At 67.4% G+C, this 18,478-nt stretch carries 18 protein-coding genes; 11 read left to right on the top strand and 7 right to left on the bottom strand.

All coding sequences use genetic code 11. From position 1 onward, the window contains the following. Positions 1-27: 27 nt before the first annotated feature. The 6 genes from glgX (at position 28) to ACNQR1_RS03310 (ending at position 6,884) form a co-directional block, all read left to right on the top strand. Positions 28-2,163, top strand: coding sequence for a glycogen debranching protein GlgX (gene glgX, locus ACNQR1_RS03335; protein WP_418043997.1), 2,136 nt, complete (start codon positions 28-30; stop codon positions 2,161-2,163). A gap of 300 nt (positions 2,164-2,463) precedes the next feature. Next, positions 2,464-2,925 carry a MarR family winged helix-turn-helix transcriptional regulator gene (locus ACNQR1_RS03330; RefSeq protein WP_418043996.1) on the top strand — a complete coding sequence of 154 codons (462 nt, stop codon included), beginning with the start codon at positions 2,464-2,466 and terminating at the stop codon, positions 2,923-2,925. Further along, a complete protein-coding gene (locus ACNQR1_RS03325) occupies positions 2,922-3,749 on the top strand; it encodes an ATP-binding cassette domain-containing protein (protein ID WP_418043994.1) in 828 nt (275 codons plus the stop codon). The genes ACNQR1_RS03330 and ACNQR1_RS03325 overlap by 4 nt, the downstream gene beginning before the upstream one ends. 43 nt (positions 3,750-3,792) lie before the next feature. After that, complete coding sequence (locus ACNQR1_RS03320; RefSeq protein WP_418050261.1) at positions 3,793-4,545, top strand: ABC transporter permease; 753 nt, start codon at positions 3,793-3,795, stop codon at positions 4,543-4,545. A gap of 72 nt (positions 4,546-4,617) precedes the next feature. Then, complete coding sequence (locus tag ACNQR1_RS03315) at positions 4,618-5,775, top strand: acyl-CoA dehydrogenase family protein (RefSeq protein WP_418043992.1); 1,158 nt, start codon at positions 4,618-4,620, stop codon at positions 5,773-5,775. 8 nt (positions 5,776-5,783) lie between these two features. Beyond that, on the top strand, positions 5,784-6,884 hold the full coding sequence (locus ACNQR1_RS03310; protein ID WP_418043990.1) for an acyl-CoA dehydrogenase family protein: 1,101 nt from the start codon (positions 5,784-5,786) through the stop codon (positions 6,882-6,884). On the opposite strand, the gene ACNQR1_RS03305 is transcribed toward ACNQR1_RS03310, so the two are convergent. From ACNQR1_RS03305 to treS, 3 genes are read right to left on the bottom strand one after another with little or no spacing between them, the layout of a single operon-like run. Further along, positions 6,834-8,336: an MFS transporter gene (locus tag ACNQR1_RS03305; protein ID WP_418043988.1), complete on the bottom strand. Its 1,503-nt coding sequence runs from the start codon at positions 8,334-8,336 to the stop codon at positions 6,834-6,836. The genes ACNQR1_RS03310 and ACNQR1_RS03305 overlap by 51 nt on opposite strands. 18 nt (positions 8,337-8,354) lie before the next feature. Continuing rightward, the gene (locus tag ACNQR1_RS03300) at positions 8,355-9,677 is read right to left on the bottom strand and encodes a maltokinase N-terminal cap-like domain-containing protein (protein ID WP_418043986.1); all 1,323 of its coding nucleotides are present in this window, start codon (positions 9,675-9,677) and stop codon (positions 8,355-8,357) included. Then, on the bottom strand, positions 9,674-11,422 hold the full coding sequence (treS, locus tag ACNQR1_RS03295; protein ID WP_418043985.1) for a maltose alpha-D-glucosyltransferase: 1,749 nt from the start codon (positions 11,420-11,422) through the stop codon (positions 9,674-9,676). Before treS ends, ACNQR1_RS03300 begins: the two co-directional genes overlap by 4 nt. 285 nt (positions 11,423-11,707) lie before the next feature. Here treS and ACNQR1_RS03290 point away from each other — a divergent pair, with 285 nt between their 5' ends. Genes ACNQR1_RS03290 through ACNQR1_RS03280 form a run of 3 tightly spaced genes read left to right on the top strand, consistent with a single transcriptional unit; the run spans position 11,708 to position 13,521 of the window. Next, the gene (locus ACNQR1_RS03290) at positions 11,708-12,097 is read left to right on the top strand and encodes a hypothetical protein (protein WP_418050260.1); all 390 of its coding nucleotides are present in this window, start codon (positions 11,708-11,710) and stop codon (positions 12,095-12,097) included. 23 nt (positions 12,098-12,120) lie between these two features. After that, positions 12,121-12,918 (top strand): HugZ family protein, encoded by a 798-nt coding sequence (locus ACNQR1_RS03285; protein WP_418043983.1) that lies wholly within the window; start codon positions 12,121-12,123, stop codon positions 12,916-12,918. 33 nt (positions 12,919-12,951) lie between these two features. Further along, a complete protein-coding gene (locus ACNQR1_RS03280) occupies positions 12,952-13,521 on the top strand; it encodes an orotate phosphoribosyltransferase (protein WP_418043981.1) in 570 nt (189 codons plus the stop codon). Between the two features lie 119 nt (positions 13,522-13,640). On the opposite strand, the gene ACNQR1_RS03275 is transcribed toward ACNQR1_RS03280, so the two are convergent. The 4 genes from ACNQR1_RS03275 to ACNQR1_RS03260 all read right to left on the bottom strand — a co-directional run bounded on the left by ACNQR1_RS03275 (position 13,641) and on the right by ACNQR1_RS03260 (position 17,479). Then, positions 13,641-14,681, bottom strand: a complete 1,041-nt coding sequence (locus ACNQR1_RS03275; RefSeq protein ID WP_418043979.1) for an ABC transporter ATP-binding protein — start codon at positions 14,679-14,681, stop codon at positions 13,641-13,643. Continuing rightward, a complete protein-coding gene (locus ACNQR1_RS03270; protein ID WP_418050259.1) occupies positions 14,678-15,382 on the bottom strand; it encodes an ABC transporter permease in 705 nt (234 codons plus the stop codon). The genes ACNQR1_RS03275 and ACNQR1_RS03270 overlap by 4 nt, the downstream gene beginning before the upstream one ends. Positions 15,383-15,462: 80 nt before the next feature. Beyond that, a complete protein-coding gene (locus tag ACNQR1_RS03265) occupies positions 15,463-16,335 on the bottom strand; it encodes an ABC transporter permease (protein WP_418043977.1) in 873 nt (290 codons plus the stop codon). Positions 16,336-16,342: 7 nt separating this feature from the next. Beyond that, positions 16,343-17,479, bottom strand: a complete 1,137-nt coding sequence (locus ACNQR1_RS03260) for an ABC transporter substrate-binding protein (protein ID WP_418043975.1) — start codon at positions 17,477-17,479, stop codon at positions 16,343-16,345. A gap of 68 nt (positions 17,480-17,547) precedes the next feature. Here ACNQR1_RS03260 and ACNQR1_RS03255 point away from each other — a divergent pair, with 68 nt between their 5' ends. Both ACNQR1_RS03255 and ACNQR1_RS03250 read left to right on the top strand, forming a co-directional pair. Then, complete coding sequence (locus ACNQR1_RS03255) at positions 17,548-17,979, top strand: hypothetical protein (RefSeq protein WP_418043973.1); 432 nt, start codon at positions 17,548-17,550, stop codon at positions 17,977-17,979. A gap of 37 nt (positions 17,980-18,016) precedes the next feature. After that, complete coding sequence (locus ACNQR1_RS03250; protein WP_418043971.1) at positions 18,017-18,445, top strand: TIGR03668 family PPOX class F420-dependent oxidoreductase; 429 nt, start codon at positions 18,017-18,019, stop codon at positions 18,443-18,445. Positions 18,446-18,478 lie beyond the last annotated feature (33 nt).

Below are 18,478 nucleotides of genomic sequence, written 5' to 3'. Positions count from 1 at the left end.
GTCCGGCCACAGTCCCCCGAGCGCCGTATGGTCGATTTCGTGACCTTGGAAACGTGGCGAGGCAGGCCGTACCCACTCGGCGCCACCTACGACGGGTCGGGGACCAACTTCGCGTTGTTCAGTGAGGTCGCCGACCGTGTCGAGTTGTGTCTGTTCGACCCCGACGAATCCGGGGTGCTGAACGAGACCCGGGTGACGCTGCCCGAGGTGGATGGATTCGTCTGGCACGGTTTCATTCCCGGGATCGAACCCGGTCAGCGCTACGGCTACCGGGTACACGGACCGTACGACCCGGCGTCGGGTCAGCGCTGCAACCCGAACAAGCTCGTGCTGGACCCGTACGCCAAGGCCATCGAAGGCGCCTTCGAATGGGGGCAGCCGCTGTTCTCGTACAACTTCGACGACCCGGGCAGCCGCAACGACGACGACTCGGCGGCAAGCATGCCGAAGGCCGTGGTGATCAACCCGTACTTCGACTGGGGTGTCGATCACCCGCCCAGTCACGAATACGCCGACACCGTCATCTACGAGGCCCACGTCAAGGGTCTGACCCAGACCCACCCCGACATCCCCGAGCAGTTGCGGGGAACCTACGCTGCCGTCGCCCACCCGGTGATCATCGAGCATCTGAAAGCGCTGCGGGTCAACGCCATCGAACTGATGCCGGTGCACCACTTCGTGGATGACTCCACGCTCGCCGAGAAGGGCTTGTCGAATTACTGGGGCTACAACACGATCGGATTCCTGGCGCCGGACCCCCGCTACAGTTCGGCAGGCACCCCCGGCGGTCACGTCCAGGAATTCAAGGCCATGGTGCGCGAACTGCACGCCAACGACATCGAGGTGATCCTCGACGTCGTCTACAACCACACGGCAGAGGGCAACCACCTGGGGCCGACACTGTCGATGCGCGGTATCGACAACGCCGCCTACTATCGGCTGGTCGACGACGACAAGCAGTACTACATGGACTACACCGGTACCGGCAACAGTCTCAACGTCGGCCACCCCCATTCACTGCAACTGATCATGGACTCGTTGCGGTACTGGGTCACCGAGATGCACGTCGACGGCTTCCGCTTCGACCTGGCCGCGACGCTGGCCCGGGAGTTCTATGACGTGGACCGGCTGAGCGCGTTTTTCGAACTGGTGCAACAGGATCCGATCGTCAGCCAGGTGAAGCTGATCGCCGAGCCGTGGGACGTCGGCCCTGGCGGCTACCAGGTGGGCAACTTCCCGCCGCAGTGGACGGAGTGGAACGGCAAATTCCGCGACACCGTGCGCGACTACTGGCGGGGCGAGCCGGCCACTCTCGACGAGTTCGCCTACCGGCTGACCGGTTCGGCCGATCTGTACGAGCAGACCGGCCGCCGCCCGTTCGCCTCGATCAACTTCGTCACCGCCCATGACGGTTTCACCCTCCGTGACCTGGTGTCCTACAACGAAAAACACAACGAGGCCAATGGCGAGGACAACCGCGACGGGGAGAGCAACAACAAGTCGTGGAACTGTGGCGCCGAAGGTCCGTCGGACGATCCGGAGGTCAACGCGTTGCGGTCCCGCCAGCAGCGCAACTTCCTGGCCACTCTGCTTCTTTCCCAAGGCGTTCCGATGCTCTCGCACGGTGACGAGCTCGGGCGCACCCAACACGGGAACAACAACGTCTACTGCCAGGACAACGACATCTCCTGGATCGACTGGGACACTGCCGATTCCGATCTGATCGAGTTCACCCGCTCGGTGTCGGCGCTGCGCGCGGCACACCCGGTGTTCCGGCGCCGCAGGTTCTTCGACGGCAGGCCGGTACGCGAGGCGGGCACGGAGGGACTGCCCGACATCGCCTGGTTCGCACCCGACGGCTCGGACATGACGGCCGAGGACTGGGAGACCGGGTATGCCAAGTCGGTGGCCGTGTACCTGAACGGGCAGGGCATCGCCGATCCGGATGTCCGGGGCCAACGCGTGGTGGACGACTCGTTCCTGCTGTGCTTCAACGCCCACTACGAGCCGATCGAGTTCGTCGTACCACCGGCACAATTCGCCGGCCGGTGGATTCCCGCGATCAGCACTTCGGCAAACTCCACACGGGATGCGGTGGCCGCCGGCAATGCGGTGAAAGTGGATGCCCGCGCCGTCCTGGTACTGCAATCAGAATCAGATTGAACGTCAATTCAAGAAGTTGCTCATCGGGCGGATGTCCCTGTCCTAACCAGGAAGTCTGGTACCTTGAGCATGTAGCAGCCGTGGTCGCCTAAGTAGACATTGAGCGCTTGTTCGATGTCACCGGCCGGGCGGGCTGGGGGGTACGAGCCGAAGAGCGGCGGCAACTACCCTGCGGCCACGGCTGCGGCCTCACAGCGGTTTCGCCGCGCCACCCGATCCTCAACCGAGCCGGTTCATCCAATGTTCACCGGGCGGCCTCTCGTCTTCAAATACCTCTGCTACAGAGGTATTGTGGGAAACATGCAGGAACAGCGTGATCTCGTCGGCGAGCTGTTCATGGTCGTCGGCCGCTTCCGCAGGCAGCTGCGCCGATCCACCGGCGGCGGATTCGACGCCACCGGATTGACCCAGTCCCAGGCCGAACTGTTGCGCCTGGTCGGACGCCGGCCGGACATCTCGGTGCGGGAATCGGCCGCCGAGCTCAGCCTGGTTCCCAACAGCGCGTCCACGCTGGTGTCACGGCTGGTCGCCGACGGACTACTGACCAGAACCACCGACGACGCGGACCGCCGGGTGGTCCGCCTGCGCCTGACCTCACCCGCACAGGCGATTGCCGACGAGTCGCGGGCTGCCCGCCGGGCGGCGCTGGCGGCGGCGCTGGCGCAGCTCGATGACGGCCAGATCGCGGACCTGGCAAACGGATTGGATGCAATGACCGAACTCACCCGGCTGCTGCACGAGGGCGAGAAGGGGGAACAGTGAGCACTCCGGCCATCGACTGCAGGCACCTGACCCACCGGTACGGCACGTTCACCGCCGTCGACGACCTGACCCTTCAGGTCCATCGCGGCGAGACACTGGGACTGCTCGGCCCGAACGGGGCAGGCAAGACCACCGCGGTGCGGGTGCTGACCACCCTGACGCCGGTGCAGCAGGGCGAGGTATGGATCCTCGGCCTCGACGCCGCCCGGCACACCATGGACATCCGGCACAACATCGGCTATGTGCCGCAACAACTCTCGATCGAGGCGGCACTCACCGGCCGACAGAACGTCGAATTGTTCGCCCGGCTGTACGACGTGCCCCGCGCCGAACGAAAGGAGCGGGTGAACCAGGCGCTGGAGTCGATGCAACTGCTCGACGTCGCCGATGCCGTGGCCGGCACGTACTCCGGCGGCATGGTGCGCCGCCTGGAGCTGGCCCAGGCACTGGTCAACCGGCCCCTGCTGCTGATCCTCGACGAGCCCACGGTCGGGCTGGATCCCATCGCCCGCGACAGCGTCTGGACGCAGGTCGGCCGGATGCAGGACGAGTTCGGCATGACGGTGCTGCTCACCACGCACTACATGGGTGAGGCCGACGCGCTCTGCGATCGGGTGGCCCTCATGCACCACGGCCGGTTGCAGGCACTCGGGACGCCCGCCGAACTGAAGGAGCGGGTACCGAAGGCCGCCGATGCCCGGGAAGCCACGCTCGAGGACGTATTCCGGTATTACGCCGGTTCCGATCTGACCGACGACGGGCAACAGCCCGGTGCCATGCGCGAGGTGCGCGCGACCCGCAGGACGGCCCGCCGTGTCAGCTGACGCTCTGGTCCTGGCCCCGCGCGGAATGCGCCGGGTCCGGGCGATGGCCCGGCGGATGTCGGCCTTCGCCCTCGTCGAACTGCAGAAGCTGCGCCACGACCGCACCGAGCTGTTCACCCGGATGGTGCAGCCCGCGCTGTGGCTGCTGATCTTCGGCCAGACCTTCAGCCGGTTACATCTGGTCGACACCGGCGGCGTGCCCTACCTGGCCTTTCTGGCGCCCGGGATCATCGCCCAGTCGGCCCTGTTCATCTCGATCTTCTACGGCATCCAGATCATCTGGGACCGCGACGCCGGGATCCTGGCCAAGCTGATGGTCACCCCGGCGCCGGCTTCGGCACTGGTGGCGGGCAAGGCGTTCGCGGCTGGGGTGCGCTCGGTGGTGCAGGTGCTCGGCGTCGTGCTGCTGGCCTATCTGATGGGGATCGCGATGACGGTCAACCCGCTGCGCATCCTGGCGGCGATGGCCGTGGTGGCGCTGGGCGCGGCGTTCTTCGCCTGTCTGTCGATGACACTGGCCGGGCTGGTGCGGAAGCGGGACCGGCTGATGGGGATCGGCCAGGCCATCACCATGCCGTTGTTCTTCGCGTCCAATGCGCTCTATCCCGTCGACATCATGCCGACCTGGCTGCGTTGGCTGTCCACCGTCAATCCGCTCAGCTACGAGGTCAACGCGTTGCGCGGGCTGCTGATCGGCACCCCGACCAATTGGACGCTGGACATCGGTGTGCTGATCGCGTCGGCGGTGCTCGGCGTGGCCGTCGCCTCGTCGTTGTTGCGCCGGCTGGTTCGCTAGACGCAGACCGCGGTAGGCCCAACCAACCGGGTGGTTTAGTGTGCAGACAGATCCACCGACAGGGAGACGGTCATGCAACTGGCGCTCACACCGGAGGAAGCAGCTTTCCGCGATGAGCTGCGCACCTTCTACACGACGAAGATTCCCGCCGAGATTCGCGAGCGAAACCGGCTCGGGCTGCCACTCGGCAAAGAGGGCATCGTCACGGCGCACAAAATCCTCCACGAGCACGGCCTCGCGGTGCCCAACTGGCCCGTCGAGTGGGGCGGTAAGGACTGGACGCCCAACCAACACCAGATCTGGCTCGACGAGATGCAGCTGGCCAGCGTCCCCGAGCCGCTGACCTTCAACGCCCGGATGGTCGGACCGGTGATCGCCGAGTTCGGCTCGCAGGAGGTCAAGGAGCGCTTCCTGCCGCCGACCGCGGCGCTCGACATCTGGTGGTGCCAGGGCTTCTCCGAGCCAGAGGCCGGCTCCGACCTGGCTTCGCTGCGCACCACCGCGGTGCGCGACGGCGACAGCTACGTGGTCAACGGTCAGAAGACCTGGACCACGCTGGGTCAGCACGCCGACTGGATCTTCTGCCTGGTCCGCACCGATCCGCAGGCGCCCAAGAAGCAGGCGGGCATCTCGTTCCTGCTGTTCGAAATGGACACCCCCGGTGTCACGCTGCGTCCGATCAAGCTCGTCGACGGCAGCTACGAGGTCAACGAGGTGTTCTTCGAAGACGTCCGGGTGCCCGCCAACCAGCTCGTCGGTGAGGAGAACCAGGGCTGGACCTACGCGAAGTTCCTGCTCGGCAACGAGCGGACCGGCATCGCCCAGGTGGCCCGCACCAAGGTTCGGCTCGCCGAGGTCAAGGAACGCGCCGCGGCCAACGGCCTGCTGGCCGATCCGCTTTTCGCCGCACGCCTGGCCGAAGCCGAAAACGACCTGCTGGCACTGGAACTCACCCAGATGCGGGTGACCTCGGATTCTGCCGACGGCAAGCCCAGCCCGGCCTCGTCGGTGCTGAAGCTGCGCGGCAGCCAGCTCCAGCAGACCGCCACCGAGCTGCTCGTCGAGGTGGCCGGCGCCGACGCGCTGCCCTACGAGGCCGGCGACATCGCCTCACCCGAGTGGGCCCAGAACGCCGCCCCGCACTACCTCAACTACCGCAAGACGTCGATCTACGGCGGTAGCAACGAGGTGCAGCGCACCATCATCTCGTCCACCATTCTCGGATTGTGAGTTGAGCCATGGACTTTCAGCTGACCGACGAACAGACCCTGCTGGCCGACACCACCCGTGACCTGCTGTCGGGTTACGACACCGAAAAGCGTAACAAGGTGGTGGAATCCGAGCCCGGATTCGACCGTCAGGTTTGGGGACAACTCGCCGAGATCGGCGTTCTGGGACTGGGGTTCGATGAGGACTCCGGCGGCCAGATCGAGATCATGGTGGTGCTCAACGAGATCGGGCGCCGACTGGCACCCGAGCCGGTATTGCACGGAGCGATCGGTCCCGGGGCGATCATCGCCGAGGCGGGTACCGACGCTCAGCGCGCACTTCTGGACGAAGTCGCCTCCGGCGAGCGGATCCTGGCCTTCGCCCACACCGAACCGGGCGTGCGCGGATCGGCCGGCGTGACGACGACCGCGACCCGCAGCGGCGACGGGTGGACCTTGAGCGGCACCAAGAACCCGGTGCTGGCCGGCGACGTCGCCGACACCCTGATCGTCAGCGCCGCCCTTCCCGATGGCGGCACCGGACTGTTCCTGGTCGACGCCGCGAACGTCACCCGCCAGGGCTACCGCACCTTCGACGGCCAGCGGGGTGCCCAGGTCACCCTGGATGCCACGCCCGCCGAACCCCTCGGCGAGGCCGTCGATGCCAGTGCCGCGATCAGCCATGCGCTGGTGCGGATCTCGGCCGGCCTGTGCGCCGAGGCGGTCGGCGTGATGGACGAGTCGCTGCGCCTGACCACCGATTACCTCAAGCAGCGCAAGCAGTTCGGGGTCACGCTGAGCAAGTTCCAGACCCTGACCCAGCGCGCTGCCGACATGTACATGTCGCTGGAGTTGGCGCGCAGCATGGGCAACTACGCGGCGATGTCGATCGCCGATGGTGAGCTCGACCCCGTGATCGCGGCCCGCGCCAAGCTGCAGATCGGACGGTCCGGCCGGCACATCTCACAGGAGTCGATCCAGCTGCACGGCGGCATCGGTGTCACCGCGGAGTACCCGGTCGGCCACTACGCCGCCCGGCTGACCGCGATCGAGCACACCCTCGGCTCGTCCTCCGATCAGCTACGGACGCTGGTGGGCCAGCTCGACAGCTACGAGATCGCCACCCTCTGAGACCAAACGCTCAGCCGCTTCTGAAAGCGCCCCGTCCGGTTCCGTTTCGCCCGGCCGGGGCGCTTTCGGTATCGCCATGGCGATGAGGGCCGCACCGGCCGCCGCGACCGCGGCGATCAACAGGGCGACGCGGAACCCACCCAGCGACGGCAGCGCGTGCCCGGCGACCGTGACGGTCATCTGGGCCAGCACAGCGGTCATCACCGCGCTCGAGGTCGAGGTGCCCAGTGACCGGGCCAGTGAGTTGATGCTGTTGGCCGACGCGGTTTCCGACACCGGTACCGCGGCGTTGATCAGGGCGGGCAGGGCGGCGAAGGCGAACCCGACGCCGAAGCTGACGATCAGGCCGAGCACCATCACCCCGACCGGGGTGCCCAGCAGGACGGTGCCCGCCAGATAGCCCGCGGCGATGATCACGCTGCCGATCACCAACACGATCTTCGGCCCGCGCGCGGCCACGACCCGGGCGGCCACAGGTGCGGCTGCCATCATCGCCAGCCCACCGGGAGCCATCCACAGGCCGGTGGCGATCATGCTCTGTCCCAGCCCGAATCCCGTTTCCCGGGGCATCTCCAGCAGCTGCGGTCCGACGAGCGACAACGCGAACATTCCGAAGCCCACCGCGATGGACGACAGATTCGTCAGCAGCACCGGACGTTTCAGCGTGGTCCGCATGTCCACGATCGGCGAGGGCGCCCGGTACTGCCACCAGGTGAACACCCCGAAGGTCACCGCGGCCGCCGCGAACAGGCCAAGCGTGGTGACACTGCCCCAGCCCCACATCCCGCCCTTGGAGATCGGCAGCAACAGCATCACCAGCCCGATCCCCAGCGTGAGAGCACCCAGGGGGTCGAAGCGGTGATCGGATGACACTGGTGCCAGGTCAGGTACCAGCAGGACGAACAGGATGCCCGAGGCCAGGCCGAGGAAGGCCGAGCACCAGAACAGGGCATGCCAGTTGAACTGCTCGGCGATCACCGCCGACAACGGCAGGCCGAGCGCACCGCCGACCCCCAGTGAGGCACTCATCAACCCCATCGCCGAGGCCACCCGTTCGGGTGGCAGCGCGGCCCGCAGCACGCTGATGCCCAGCGGGATCACCGGGGCGCCGAATCCCTGCAGCCCGCGCCCGATGATCAGCGGGATCAGCGAGGTGGTCGTGGCGGCGACGAGCGATCCGGCGAACAGCAGCGCGGCGCAGAGCACCAGGATCCACTTGGGGCCGTACATGTCTCCGAGCCGGCCCAGCATGGGGGTGGCCACGGCGCCGGTGAGCAGGGTCGCGGTGATCGCCCACGATGCGTTGGCTCCGCTGGTGTCGAGCAGCGCGGGCAGTTGCGGGATGAGCGGGATGATCAGGGTCTGCATGAGCGAGACGCTGATACCCGCGGCGGCGAGCACCGCGATCAGCAGCCCACCGGACGCCGATCGGCGCGTGGGCTGATTAGGCATGCTAATGAAGATAGGCGACTAACTGAGCAGGCGCGCCACCGACCCCAGCGGGATGGGCAACCAACTCGGCCGGTACCGGGCCTCATAGGCCGCCTCGTACACCGCCTTGTCCAGCTCGTAGGCCGCCAGCAGCGCGGCATGCTCACGCGGATCGGCGCCGGCCACCGTGGCATAGCCGTCACAGAACGCCGCGCTGTTGCGGTCGGCCCATTCCCGTGCCCTGGCAGCCACCTGCCGGGCCCGGTCGTCGTCGGTGGCGAGCTCCACCAGGCGCGCATACGCCGCGTATTCGAACGACCGCACCATGCCCGCGACGTCACGCAATGGGGAATCCGGGCTGCGGCGCAGGTTCAGCGGCTGGCCGGGTTCCCCTTCGAAGTCGATCAGCAGCCACCGTTCGGGGGTCCGCAGCACCTGGCCCAGATGCAGATCGCCGTGTATCCGCTGCACGCTCACGTGCTCGTCGGCCAGTTTGCGGTAGCGGTCCTCGATCAACGAGACATGCTGGCGCAGTTCGGGTACCGCCTCGGCGGCGGTGGCAAGGCGGGCGGACATCAGATCTGCCGGGAACGGCACCGAACCGGTGCCGAGCTGGTCGGCCAGGCAGGCGTGCACCGAGGCGACCGCTTCACCCAGGCGGTAGGACTCGGCCGCGAAGTCGCCGCCCACCTCGTCGGCGTACAGGTCGCCCTCGGCGAACAGATCCCGGGTGCTCGCGGTGGCCATGTCCCAGCCCTCGGCGGAGTTGGCGGCGAACTCGGTCACCATCCCCAGTGCGTAAGTCTCACCGTCCCAGTCGATGTCCATCGACCCGAGCAGCGTCGCCACGTGCGGGTTGCCGGCCCTGGCCAGCACCCGGTTGAGTTCGATGTCGGGGTTGACGCCGGGGGTGATCCGGCGGAACACCTTGAGCACGGCGTCCTGCCCGAACACCACGCTGGTGTTGCTCTGCTCGGCGGCAGAGACCCGCGGCGGGGCGTCCAGCGGCAGGACCGCGCCCGGTTCCTTGCCGCACCTGAGCCCGTCCACCGTGGCAGAGCGGTCGATCAGCTGCAGCAGGTGCCGCACCGCGTCCTGGTCGTACAGGGCGTCATAGGCGGTCCGCCCGTCGGCACTGCCGATCGTGGCCACCGAGCTGTACTCGTCGAGCGGTTCGGCATCCCACTTCACCAGCACCTGGTACCGCTCCGTGGCCCCGTCGGCGTAGGCGACCTTCAGCAGCGTGAGCTCGAGGCCGTCGCCGAGCGCGACAACCAAACCTGGTGTGGCGGAGACCAACTCGCGGCCACGGCCGGCATACCACCGTTGCTGGCCGAGCCAGTCACCGAATTCGACGCTCATTGCTGCACTCCAGGGTCTTGCTCGGGCTCGCGGAGCTGGAACCAGTAGAACCCGTGCCCCGGCAGGGTCAGCAGGTAGGGCAGCTGGCCGATGCTGGGGAACTCCACGTAGCCGGACATCTCGATGGGCGTATACCCGTTCCACTCCTGCAGATTCAGTTCGATGGGCTGCGGGAACCTGGACAGGTTGTTGACGCACAGCACCGCGTCGCCCGCGCCTTCGATCTGGCGCACGTAGGCCAGCACGGACGGATTGGAACCGCCGAGCTCACGGAACTTCCCGATCGCGAACGCCTCGTGGCGGCCACGGATCGCCAGCATGCTCCGGGTCCAGTTCAGCAGCGACGTCGAACTGTCGCGCTGGGCTTCGACATTCACCGACTGGTACCCGTACACCGCGTCCTGGTTCGGCGGCAGGTACAGCCGGCCCGGGTTGGCCGTGGAGAATCCGGTGTTGCGGTCGGGTGTCCATTGCATCGGGGTGCGCACGCTGTCGCGGTCGCCCAGCCAGATGATGTCGCCCATGCCGATCTCGTCGCCGTAGTACAGCATCGGCGACCCGGGCAGGGACAGCAGCAGCGCGGTGAACAGTTCGATCTGGTTGCGGTCGTTCTCCAGCAGCGGGGCCAGCCTGCGGCGGATGCCGACGTTGGCCTTCATCCGTGGATCCTTGGCGTACTCGGCGTACATGTAGTCGCGCTCGTCGTCGGTGACCATCTCCAGCGTGAGCTCGTCGTGGTTGCGCAGGAAGATCGCCCAGTGCGCCATGTCCGGGATCTCCGGTGTCTGGGCCAGGATCTCCGAGATCGGGAACCGCGACTCCCGGCGCACCGCCATGAAGATCCGCGGCATCAACGGGAAATGGAATGCCATGTGGCACTCGTCGCCGCCGGTGCTCGGATCGCCGAAGTACTCCACCACGTCGGCGGGCCACTGGTTGGCCTCGGCCAGCAGCACCCGGCCGGGGAACTCGTCGTCGACGACCTTGCGGCAGCGTTTGAGGAAGGCGTGGGTCTCGGGCAGGTTCTCGCAGTTGGTGCCCTCGCGCTCGAACAGGTAGGGCACCGCGTCCAACCGGAAACCGTCGATGCCCAGATCCAGCCAGAACCGCAGGACGTCGATCATCGCTTCCTGCACTGCGGGATTGTCGTAGTTCAGATCCGGCTGGTGCGAGAAGAACCGGTGCCAGTAGAACTGGCGGCGCACCGGATCGAACGTCCAGTTCGACTCCTCGGTGTCGACGAAGATGATGCGCGCGTCGGCGTACTTGTCGCTGGTGTCGTTCCAGACGTAGAAGTCGCCGTAGGGACCGTCGGGGTTGTGCCGCGACTCCTGGAACCAGGCGTGGGAATCGGAGGTGTGGTTCATCACCAGGTCGGTGATGACCCGAATACCACGTCGATGTGCCCCGTCCAGCAGCGTGACGAAGTCCTCCACGGTGCCGAACTCCGGCAGCACCTTGTAGAAGTCCCGGATGTCGTAGCCACCGTCACGCAGCGGCGAATCGTAGAACGGCGGCAGCCAGAGGCAGTCGACGCCCAGCCACTTCAGGTAGTCGAGCTGCTGGGTCAAGCCCTTCAGATCGCCCACGCCGTCGGCGTTGGAGTCGTAGAACGCGCGGACCAGAACCTCGTAGAACACCGCGCGTTTGAACCAGTCGCGGTCGGTCGGCAGCGTTCTGGCATGGCCGAAGTCCTCGGCGGTCGGATGCTCGACCACCTGGTGGCCGTCCTGAACGTTGTCCATACAGCTTCCCAACGTACCCACTTCGACGGTACTCAACACCTTGAGGAAACCGGACAACCCGAAACGATCCTGCAGCAACGTTTTTCGCCGGCACGGCCGTGTTTGCGGAAAAACTAACGGTTGAATAAGAGACCGGGACGGGTTACGTTTTTCCCGCATTTGATCTCCTCGTCGGCTATGGGCCGGCGATCACGAACATTCGACGAGGGATGGCCTGTGGGTGAGTCCGCACCAAATGACGGTGAAGCACCAGTAATCGTTGGACTGTCTGATGCGGCGATGCACATGTACATCGCAGCGATCGACGCGCTACCGCCGATCGGCGACCCTGAGTACGCCGACCGCGCCGCGGTTGTCCTCAGCGGTCTGCGCAAGCTGCAGACGTCGCTGTCGGAGGCGGCGGGACGCAGCCGCGTCACGCCCTCCGTCATCGTCGCGCTCAGCGGCGTGCGGCACCGCTACGACGAGCTGATGACGACGGCGTCCGAGGGCCCCGCCGCCACGCTCGGTCAGCGGCTCTATGTCGCACGCGGCCGCGCCAAGCTGTCCACCCAGGAAGCCGCGAACGGCGTCGGCTTGCGCAAGGACCTCATCGAGGCCGTCGAGGCCGAAGAGCCCGCGACCGAGGCCGAAACCGCTCAGATCAAGGATCTGATCGCCGCCCTCGGCGGCTGAGCCCACGGCGGTAGGGTCGCTGCGTGACTCGCGATCATGGCGACCCCGGTGATGCCCCCTCGGTTCCTCCCCCGTTGACGGAGGTGACCCAGGGGGCACGTCCGTCTGCGGCCGAGGAAGCCCGCACCGTCGCCGCGTCGACCAACGCGGGCACCCTGGCCTCCCTCACCGCCGACGGCGACCCGTGGGCGTCCTTCGTCACCTACGGGCTCCTGGCCGGCGCACCGGTGCTGTGTGTGTCGAACATGGCCGAGCACGGCCGCAATCTCAGCGGGGACCCTCGCGCCAGCATCTCGATCGTGGCGCCCGACACCGGGTCGGATCCTTTGGCCGGCAGCCGGATCACCCTGGCCGGGGTCGCCGAACGCCCCACCGGCGACGAGCTGGCCGCGGCCCGCCAGGCCCACCTGGATGCGGTGGCCGCCGCCCGCTACTACATCGACTTCAGTGACTTCTCCCTATGGGTGCTCCGCGTGCACCGGGTGCGCTGGGTGGGCGGATACGGCCGGATGGACTCGACCACCGGCGATGCCTACGCCGCGGCCGAACCCGATCCGGTCACGCCCCACGCGGCAGGAGCCATCGAGCATCTCAACGCCGATCACGCCGATTCGCTGGCCGACATGGCCCGCACCCTCGGCGGCTATCCCGACACCAACATGGCGGTGTGTACCGGCGCCGACCGCTACGGCCTGGATCTGCGGGTCACCACCGAACGCGGGGTGGCCTACACCCGGGTCGGCTACGCCACGCCGATCAGCGCATACGGCGAGTTGCGAGCGGCCACAGTCGAGTTGGCCCGGCGCGCCAGGCAGGCCTGAGACCCGCTCACCCCGTGCAATACGATCGCGGGTATGCCTGAGCGCCCGGAGACCTGGCAAGCCGCCTTCGACCTGATCCGCAGCCGCGGTTACGAACACCGCGAGGAACCGTTCCGGCTCGCCAGCGGGCAGCTGAGCCACGACTACATCGACGGCAAGTTCGCCATCGACACCGGCGAGCGGATGGCCATCGTCAGCCGCGCGGTGGCCGATCTGGCGGCCGCGACCGGCATCGAGTTCGACGCGGTCGGCGGTCTGACCATGGGCGCCGACCCGCTGGCCCACGGTGTCGCGATGGTCACCGGCAAGGCATGGTTCTCGGTACGCAAGGAACAGAAGTCCCGCGGCCGTGAGCAGTGGATCGAAGGCACCCGGCTCGAGCCGGGCACCCGCGTGCTCCTGGTCGACGACGTGATCAGCACCGGCGGCTCCACCGAGATCGCCTACGAGCGCGTGACCGCCGTCGGCGCCGTCGTCACGGGTGTCATCCCGATGGTCGACCGCGGCGACGTCGCCACCGGGCGGTTCGCCGAGCGCGGCGTACCGTTCGCGGCGCTGGTCACCTACCGCGATCTGGGCATCGAACCGGTCAAGGACGTCTAGGGCCGAGGCCTGAGGGTACTGCGCCCGGATTTCCGTCGCCGTTTTCCACGCCACGGCTGCGCATCCACAAAAGTTGCCGCCCTCCGGTAGAAAACGGCGGGCGGCGCCGAGACGCGGAGCTAGACCACCAGCACCGGCGCCCGCTCCAGCGCGAGGCTCACCACCAGCCCCGGCCTGAAGGCGCGCGCCCGCGAACTCGGCAGCTGCGCGTGGATCATCGAGCCGTCGGGCAGTGACAGGTACACGTGGGATATCGGTCCCAGGAACGCCACCGATTCCACCACCGCATGCCCGTCCGGGTCCGCGCGCACCCGGAACGATTCCGGACGCACCATCGCCGTCCCGGCTCCCGAGGTCACCGATCCGGGCAGGGTCGGCACCACCGTCCCCAGCAGCCGGGCCCGGTCGCCCGAAACCCGTGCCCGCACCTTGTTGTGCAACCCGATGAACTCGGCGACGAACCGGGTCGACGGACGGGCGTAGAGCACGGCCGGGGCCGCCAACTGCTCGAGTTTGCCGTGGCTCATCACACCGACCCGGTCCGCAACGGACATGGCCTCCTCCTGGTCGTGCGTGACGAACAGGGTCGTGGTGCCGACCTCCAGCTGCACCCGGCGGATCTCGTCGCGCAACTGGGAGCGCACCTTCGCGTCGAGTGCCGACAGCGGCTCGTCGAGCAGCAGCACCCTCGGCTCGATCGCCAGGGCCCGGGCCAGTGCCACGCGCTGCTGCTCGCCCCCGGACAACTCGGTGGCGAACTTGCCCTTGTGCGCCGCCAGGCCGACCAGGTCGAGCATGTCTGCGGCTCGGGACAGCCTGTCCCGCTTGGATTTTCCGCGCATCTTCAAGCCGAAGGCGACGTTGTCCAACACGGTCAGGTGCGGGAACAGGCTGTAGGCCTGGAACACCATGCCCATGTCCCGCCGGTTGGCCGGCACCGAGCTGATGTCACGCCCGTCGACCACGACGGTGCCCGAGCTGGCCTCCTCCAGCCCGGCCAGAATCCGCAGCGCCGTGGTCTTGCCGCAGCCCGACGGCCCGAGCAGCGCCACCAACTCTCCCGGCTCGATGCACAGGCTCAGCCCGTCGAGCGCGTTCACGTTGCCATAGGTGCGGGTGAGGTCACGAAGTTCAACCCGCACACCGACACTGGCACTCACGCGTGGACTCCTGACCTTCTGCGACGGCCACGGGTGAGGACCGCCAGCACCAACAACAATGCGAATCCGAACAGCAGGGTGGCCAGCGAGGCCGCCACCGAGGTCGGGCCGTCGCTCTTGCCTATCGCGACGATCTGAACCGGCAGCGTCTCAAAGCCGCTCAGCGAGGCGACGGTGTACTCACCGAGCACCACCGCGATGGAGATGAAGGCCGCGGACAGGATGCCGGACCAGATGTTGGGCACGATCACCCGGCCGATCGTCGACCACCAGCCTGCGCCCAGCGATCGGGCGGCCTCCGCCAACGTCTGCAGATCGATGGCGGCCAGCGCGGAATCGATGGACCGGTAGGCGAACGGCAGCACCAGCACCACGTACACGAACGTCAGGGTGAGCGCCGATTCACCGAGAAGGTAAGTCACCCAGAGGTACACGTTGCGCAGGCCCACCACGATCACCAGCGCCGGGATGGTCAACGGCAACAGACAGAGAAACTCCACGAACCGCCCGGCCCACTGCGCCCGTAGCCGTACCCAGATCATCGTCGGCACCAGCAGCACCAGCATGGCGACGACCGTGAACACCGCGAGCAGCATCGAGACCAGGATCGCCTGGTACAGCGCCTCATCGGCCACCAGGTTGCGCCAGGCCACGGCGGTGCGCCCACCGGCGATGAGGTTGCGGGTGGAGAAATCCGCCATGGCGTACAGGGGGAACAGGAAGAAGAGGCCGAACAGCACCCACAGTGCGCACCGCACAGCCGAGCGCAGGTACACCCGGTTCACTTGAGCCACCTCGCCGTCCGGCGCACCAGCGCGTTGTAGGCGATCATGACCGCGGCCACCACCACGATCATCTCGCACGCCAGCGCATAGGCGAAGCCGGACTGTCCCAGCACGACCTCGCTGGTGAGGGCGGCACGGATCAACAGCGGCACGATCGGACTGCCCTGACTGACCAGCGCGGCCGCGGTGGCATAGGCGGCAAAGGCATTGGCGAACAACAGCAGTGCCGAGCCGAGGAAGGCCGGGCTCAACAGCGGCACGGCGACTTCCCGCAGGTATTGCCACTGTGACGCGCCGAGGTTCACCGCGGCCTCGTGCCACTGCGCACGCAATCCCTCGACGGCCGGCAGGAACACGATCACCATCAGCGGGATCTGAAAGTAGGTGTAGACCAGGATGAGCCCGGGCAACCCGTACAGCCAGCCGGAGCCGGCCAGGTCCCAGCCGAGGTTCTCCTTGACCCACAGCGTCAGGACACCGTTGAGCCCGATGGTGGCCAGGAACGCGAATGCCAGTGCCACGCCGCCGAACTGGGCCAGCACGCTGCACAGGGCGAGCACCGAGCGCCGGAGCATCGACGTCGGTGGGCTGCTGACGATCAACCAGGCCAGCACGGCACCAAGCACCGCGCCGATCAGAGCTGTACTGGCCGACAGCGCAATACTTTTGGCCAGCGCCGCCAGTGCGGTCCCGGAGAACAGCGCGACGATACGGTCCAGTGAGAATGACCCGTCGGCGAAGAACGCCATGACGATCACCGTCACCGTGGGGATGATCAGGAACACCGTCACCACTGCCACGAACGGCAGCAGCGGCAGTGCGTCACGGATACCCGCGCGCAGGTCCCGTCGAGAAGTACCGCCCGGCATCGAGGCCTCAGCCAATGGCCTTGGCCCAGTTGTCGGCCAGATACTTGTTGGCGGTGTCGGTTTGGGCCTGGGTCGCGACGGTCACCGGGCCGTCGATCGGGGGCAACTGGCCGAACGCCGCACGGTCGGCCGTACCCGCCAGGATCATCTTGTCGGCGCGCACCGGGCGGACCCCACCCTTGGCATAGAGGTTCTGCCCTTCGTCGCTGAACAGGAATTCCTGCCACAGCCGGGCCGCCGCCGGATGCGGCGCATCCTTGTTGACAGCCTGGTGGTAGTAGCCGGCGACCAGGGCCTCATGTGGAACGATCACCTGCCAGCCCGGGACCTTCTGACTTTCGGTGCCGTTGAGGTAGTTCCAGTCGATCACCACCGGAGTCTGTCCGGATTCGATGGTGGCCGGGGTCGGGTCCAGCGGCAGGAAGTTGCCCACCTCGTTGAGCTTTGCGAAGAACTCGACCCCGGGGGCGATGTCGTCGGCCGATCCGCCCTGCGCCACCGCTGCCATCAGCACCCCGGCGAACGCGGCGCCGGCCTGGGTCGGGTCGCCGTTGAGGGCGACCTTGCCGTGGTACTCGGGTTTGAGCAGGTCCTCGACGGAGGTGATCGGCGGAACCTTGGTCGAGTCGAATCCGATCGACATGAAGCCGCCGTAATCGTTGACCCAGGTGCCGTCGGGGTCCTTGAGCTTCTCCGGGATGTCGTCGAACGTGGCCACCTTGTAGGGCGCGAACATCGACGTATTCGCCAGTGCGACCGACTGCCCCAGATCGAACACGTCGGGCGCGGTGCTCTTGCCCTTCTGCTGGTTGGCGGCGTTGATCTCTTCCTGGCTGGAACCGTCGGGCTGTGCCGAGTTGACCTTGATGCCGTACTTGTCCGAGAAGGCCTTGATGATGGCGCCGTAGTTCGCCCAATCCGGAGGCAACGCAATCACATTGAGTTCGCCTTCGGCCTTGGCCGCCTCGACGAGCTTGTCCATGCCGCCGAAATCGGAGGCGGACCTGGCCTCGGCGACCTTGACCCCGGTATCGGTGTCGCCACCGGCGGCGTCCTTCTGCGGTGGCGCGCACGCCGCCACGCCCACCGCGACCAGTGCCGACGCGGCGAGGGCGGATACCTTCACGATCCGGGATGCGATCATTGCCAATTCCTCCGATGCTCTCCGAGCGCGCACCGGCACCCTATCGCGACGGGCGTTAGCATCGCGTGATGTCTGTTCCCGGTCCCGGAGGCGGCTTCGAGCTCGACGGCTGGAGCTTCAAGCCGGCAGCGGTGCCCTGGTACCGCACCCGCCCGGCGGTGATCGCCATGCTCGCCGCCGCCGTGGCCGCGGGCGCCATCGTGGTCTCGGGTGTGCTTTTGTTGCTGAGGGATTCACCTGCCGGCCAAGAGCCGGCCACGGCGCCGCCACCCTCGCCGTCGGCCACTGCCCCCACACCGTCGCCCTCGCTGCGGGTGGGTGTGCCGCCCGCTCCCCCGGCACCGCCGCCTGCCCCGCCTCCGGAGACCCAACAGGCCCCGGTGTACCGGCCCACCCACCGACCCACCGAGACCAAGAAGCCCGAGATCGGCGTCACCCGCACCCCGGTCACCCGCTCACCGATCAGCGTGGCCCCGCAACCGCGACATCCCCGCAACTGAGACCTCCGCCCCACGGAGTGCGCCTACCCTGGGGCCCATGTCCGGGCTCGAGGCCATCGACCAGTTCGCAAACGCACCCTGTGCGGTGCTCGCCACGCTGGGCGCCGACGGCGCACCGCACCTGGTGCCGGTGGTGTTCGCGGTCCACGTGCCCACCGACCCGGACGGCGCGGCCACCATCTACACCGCGGTCGACGCCAAACCGAAGTCCACCCAACGCCTGCGGCGGCTGGCCAACATCGAGGGCGACAGCCGGGTCAGCGTGCTCGTCGACCACTACACCGACGAATGGGCGCACCTGTGGTGGGTACGCGCCGACGGGCGGGCCTCGGTCCATCACAGCGGTGACGCGATGGCCACCGGTTACGGGCTGTTGCGCGCCAAATACCCGCAGTACGAGCGCATTGCGCTGAACGGTCCGGTGATCACCGTCGACGTCACCCACTGGTCCTCCTGGCAGGTCTGACCACCGGCATACGGCGGGACTTGTGTCGTAGGT

Source organism: Mycobacterium sp. 48b (assembly GCF_048282725.1).
Lineage (GTDB): Bacteria > Actinomycetota > Actinomycetes > Mycobacteriales > Mycobacteriaceae > Mycobacterium.
The sequence above is the reverse complement of the archived record's forward strand: the minus strand, read 5'-3'. Positions and strand labels throughout refer to the sequence as shown.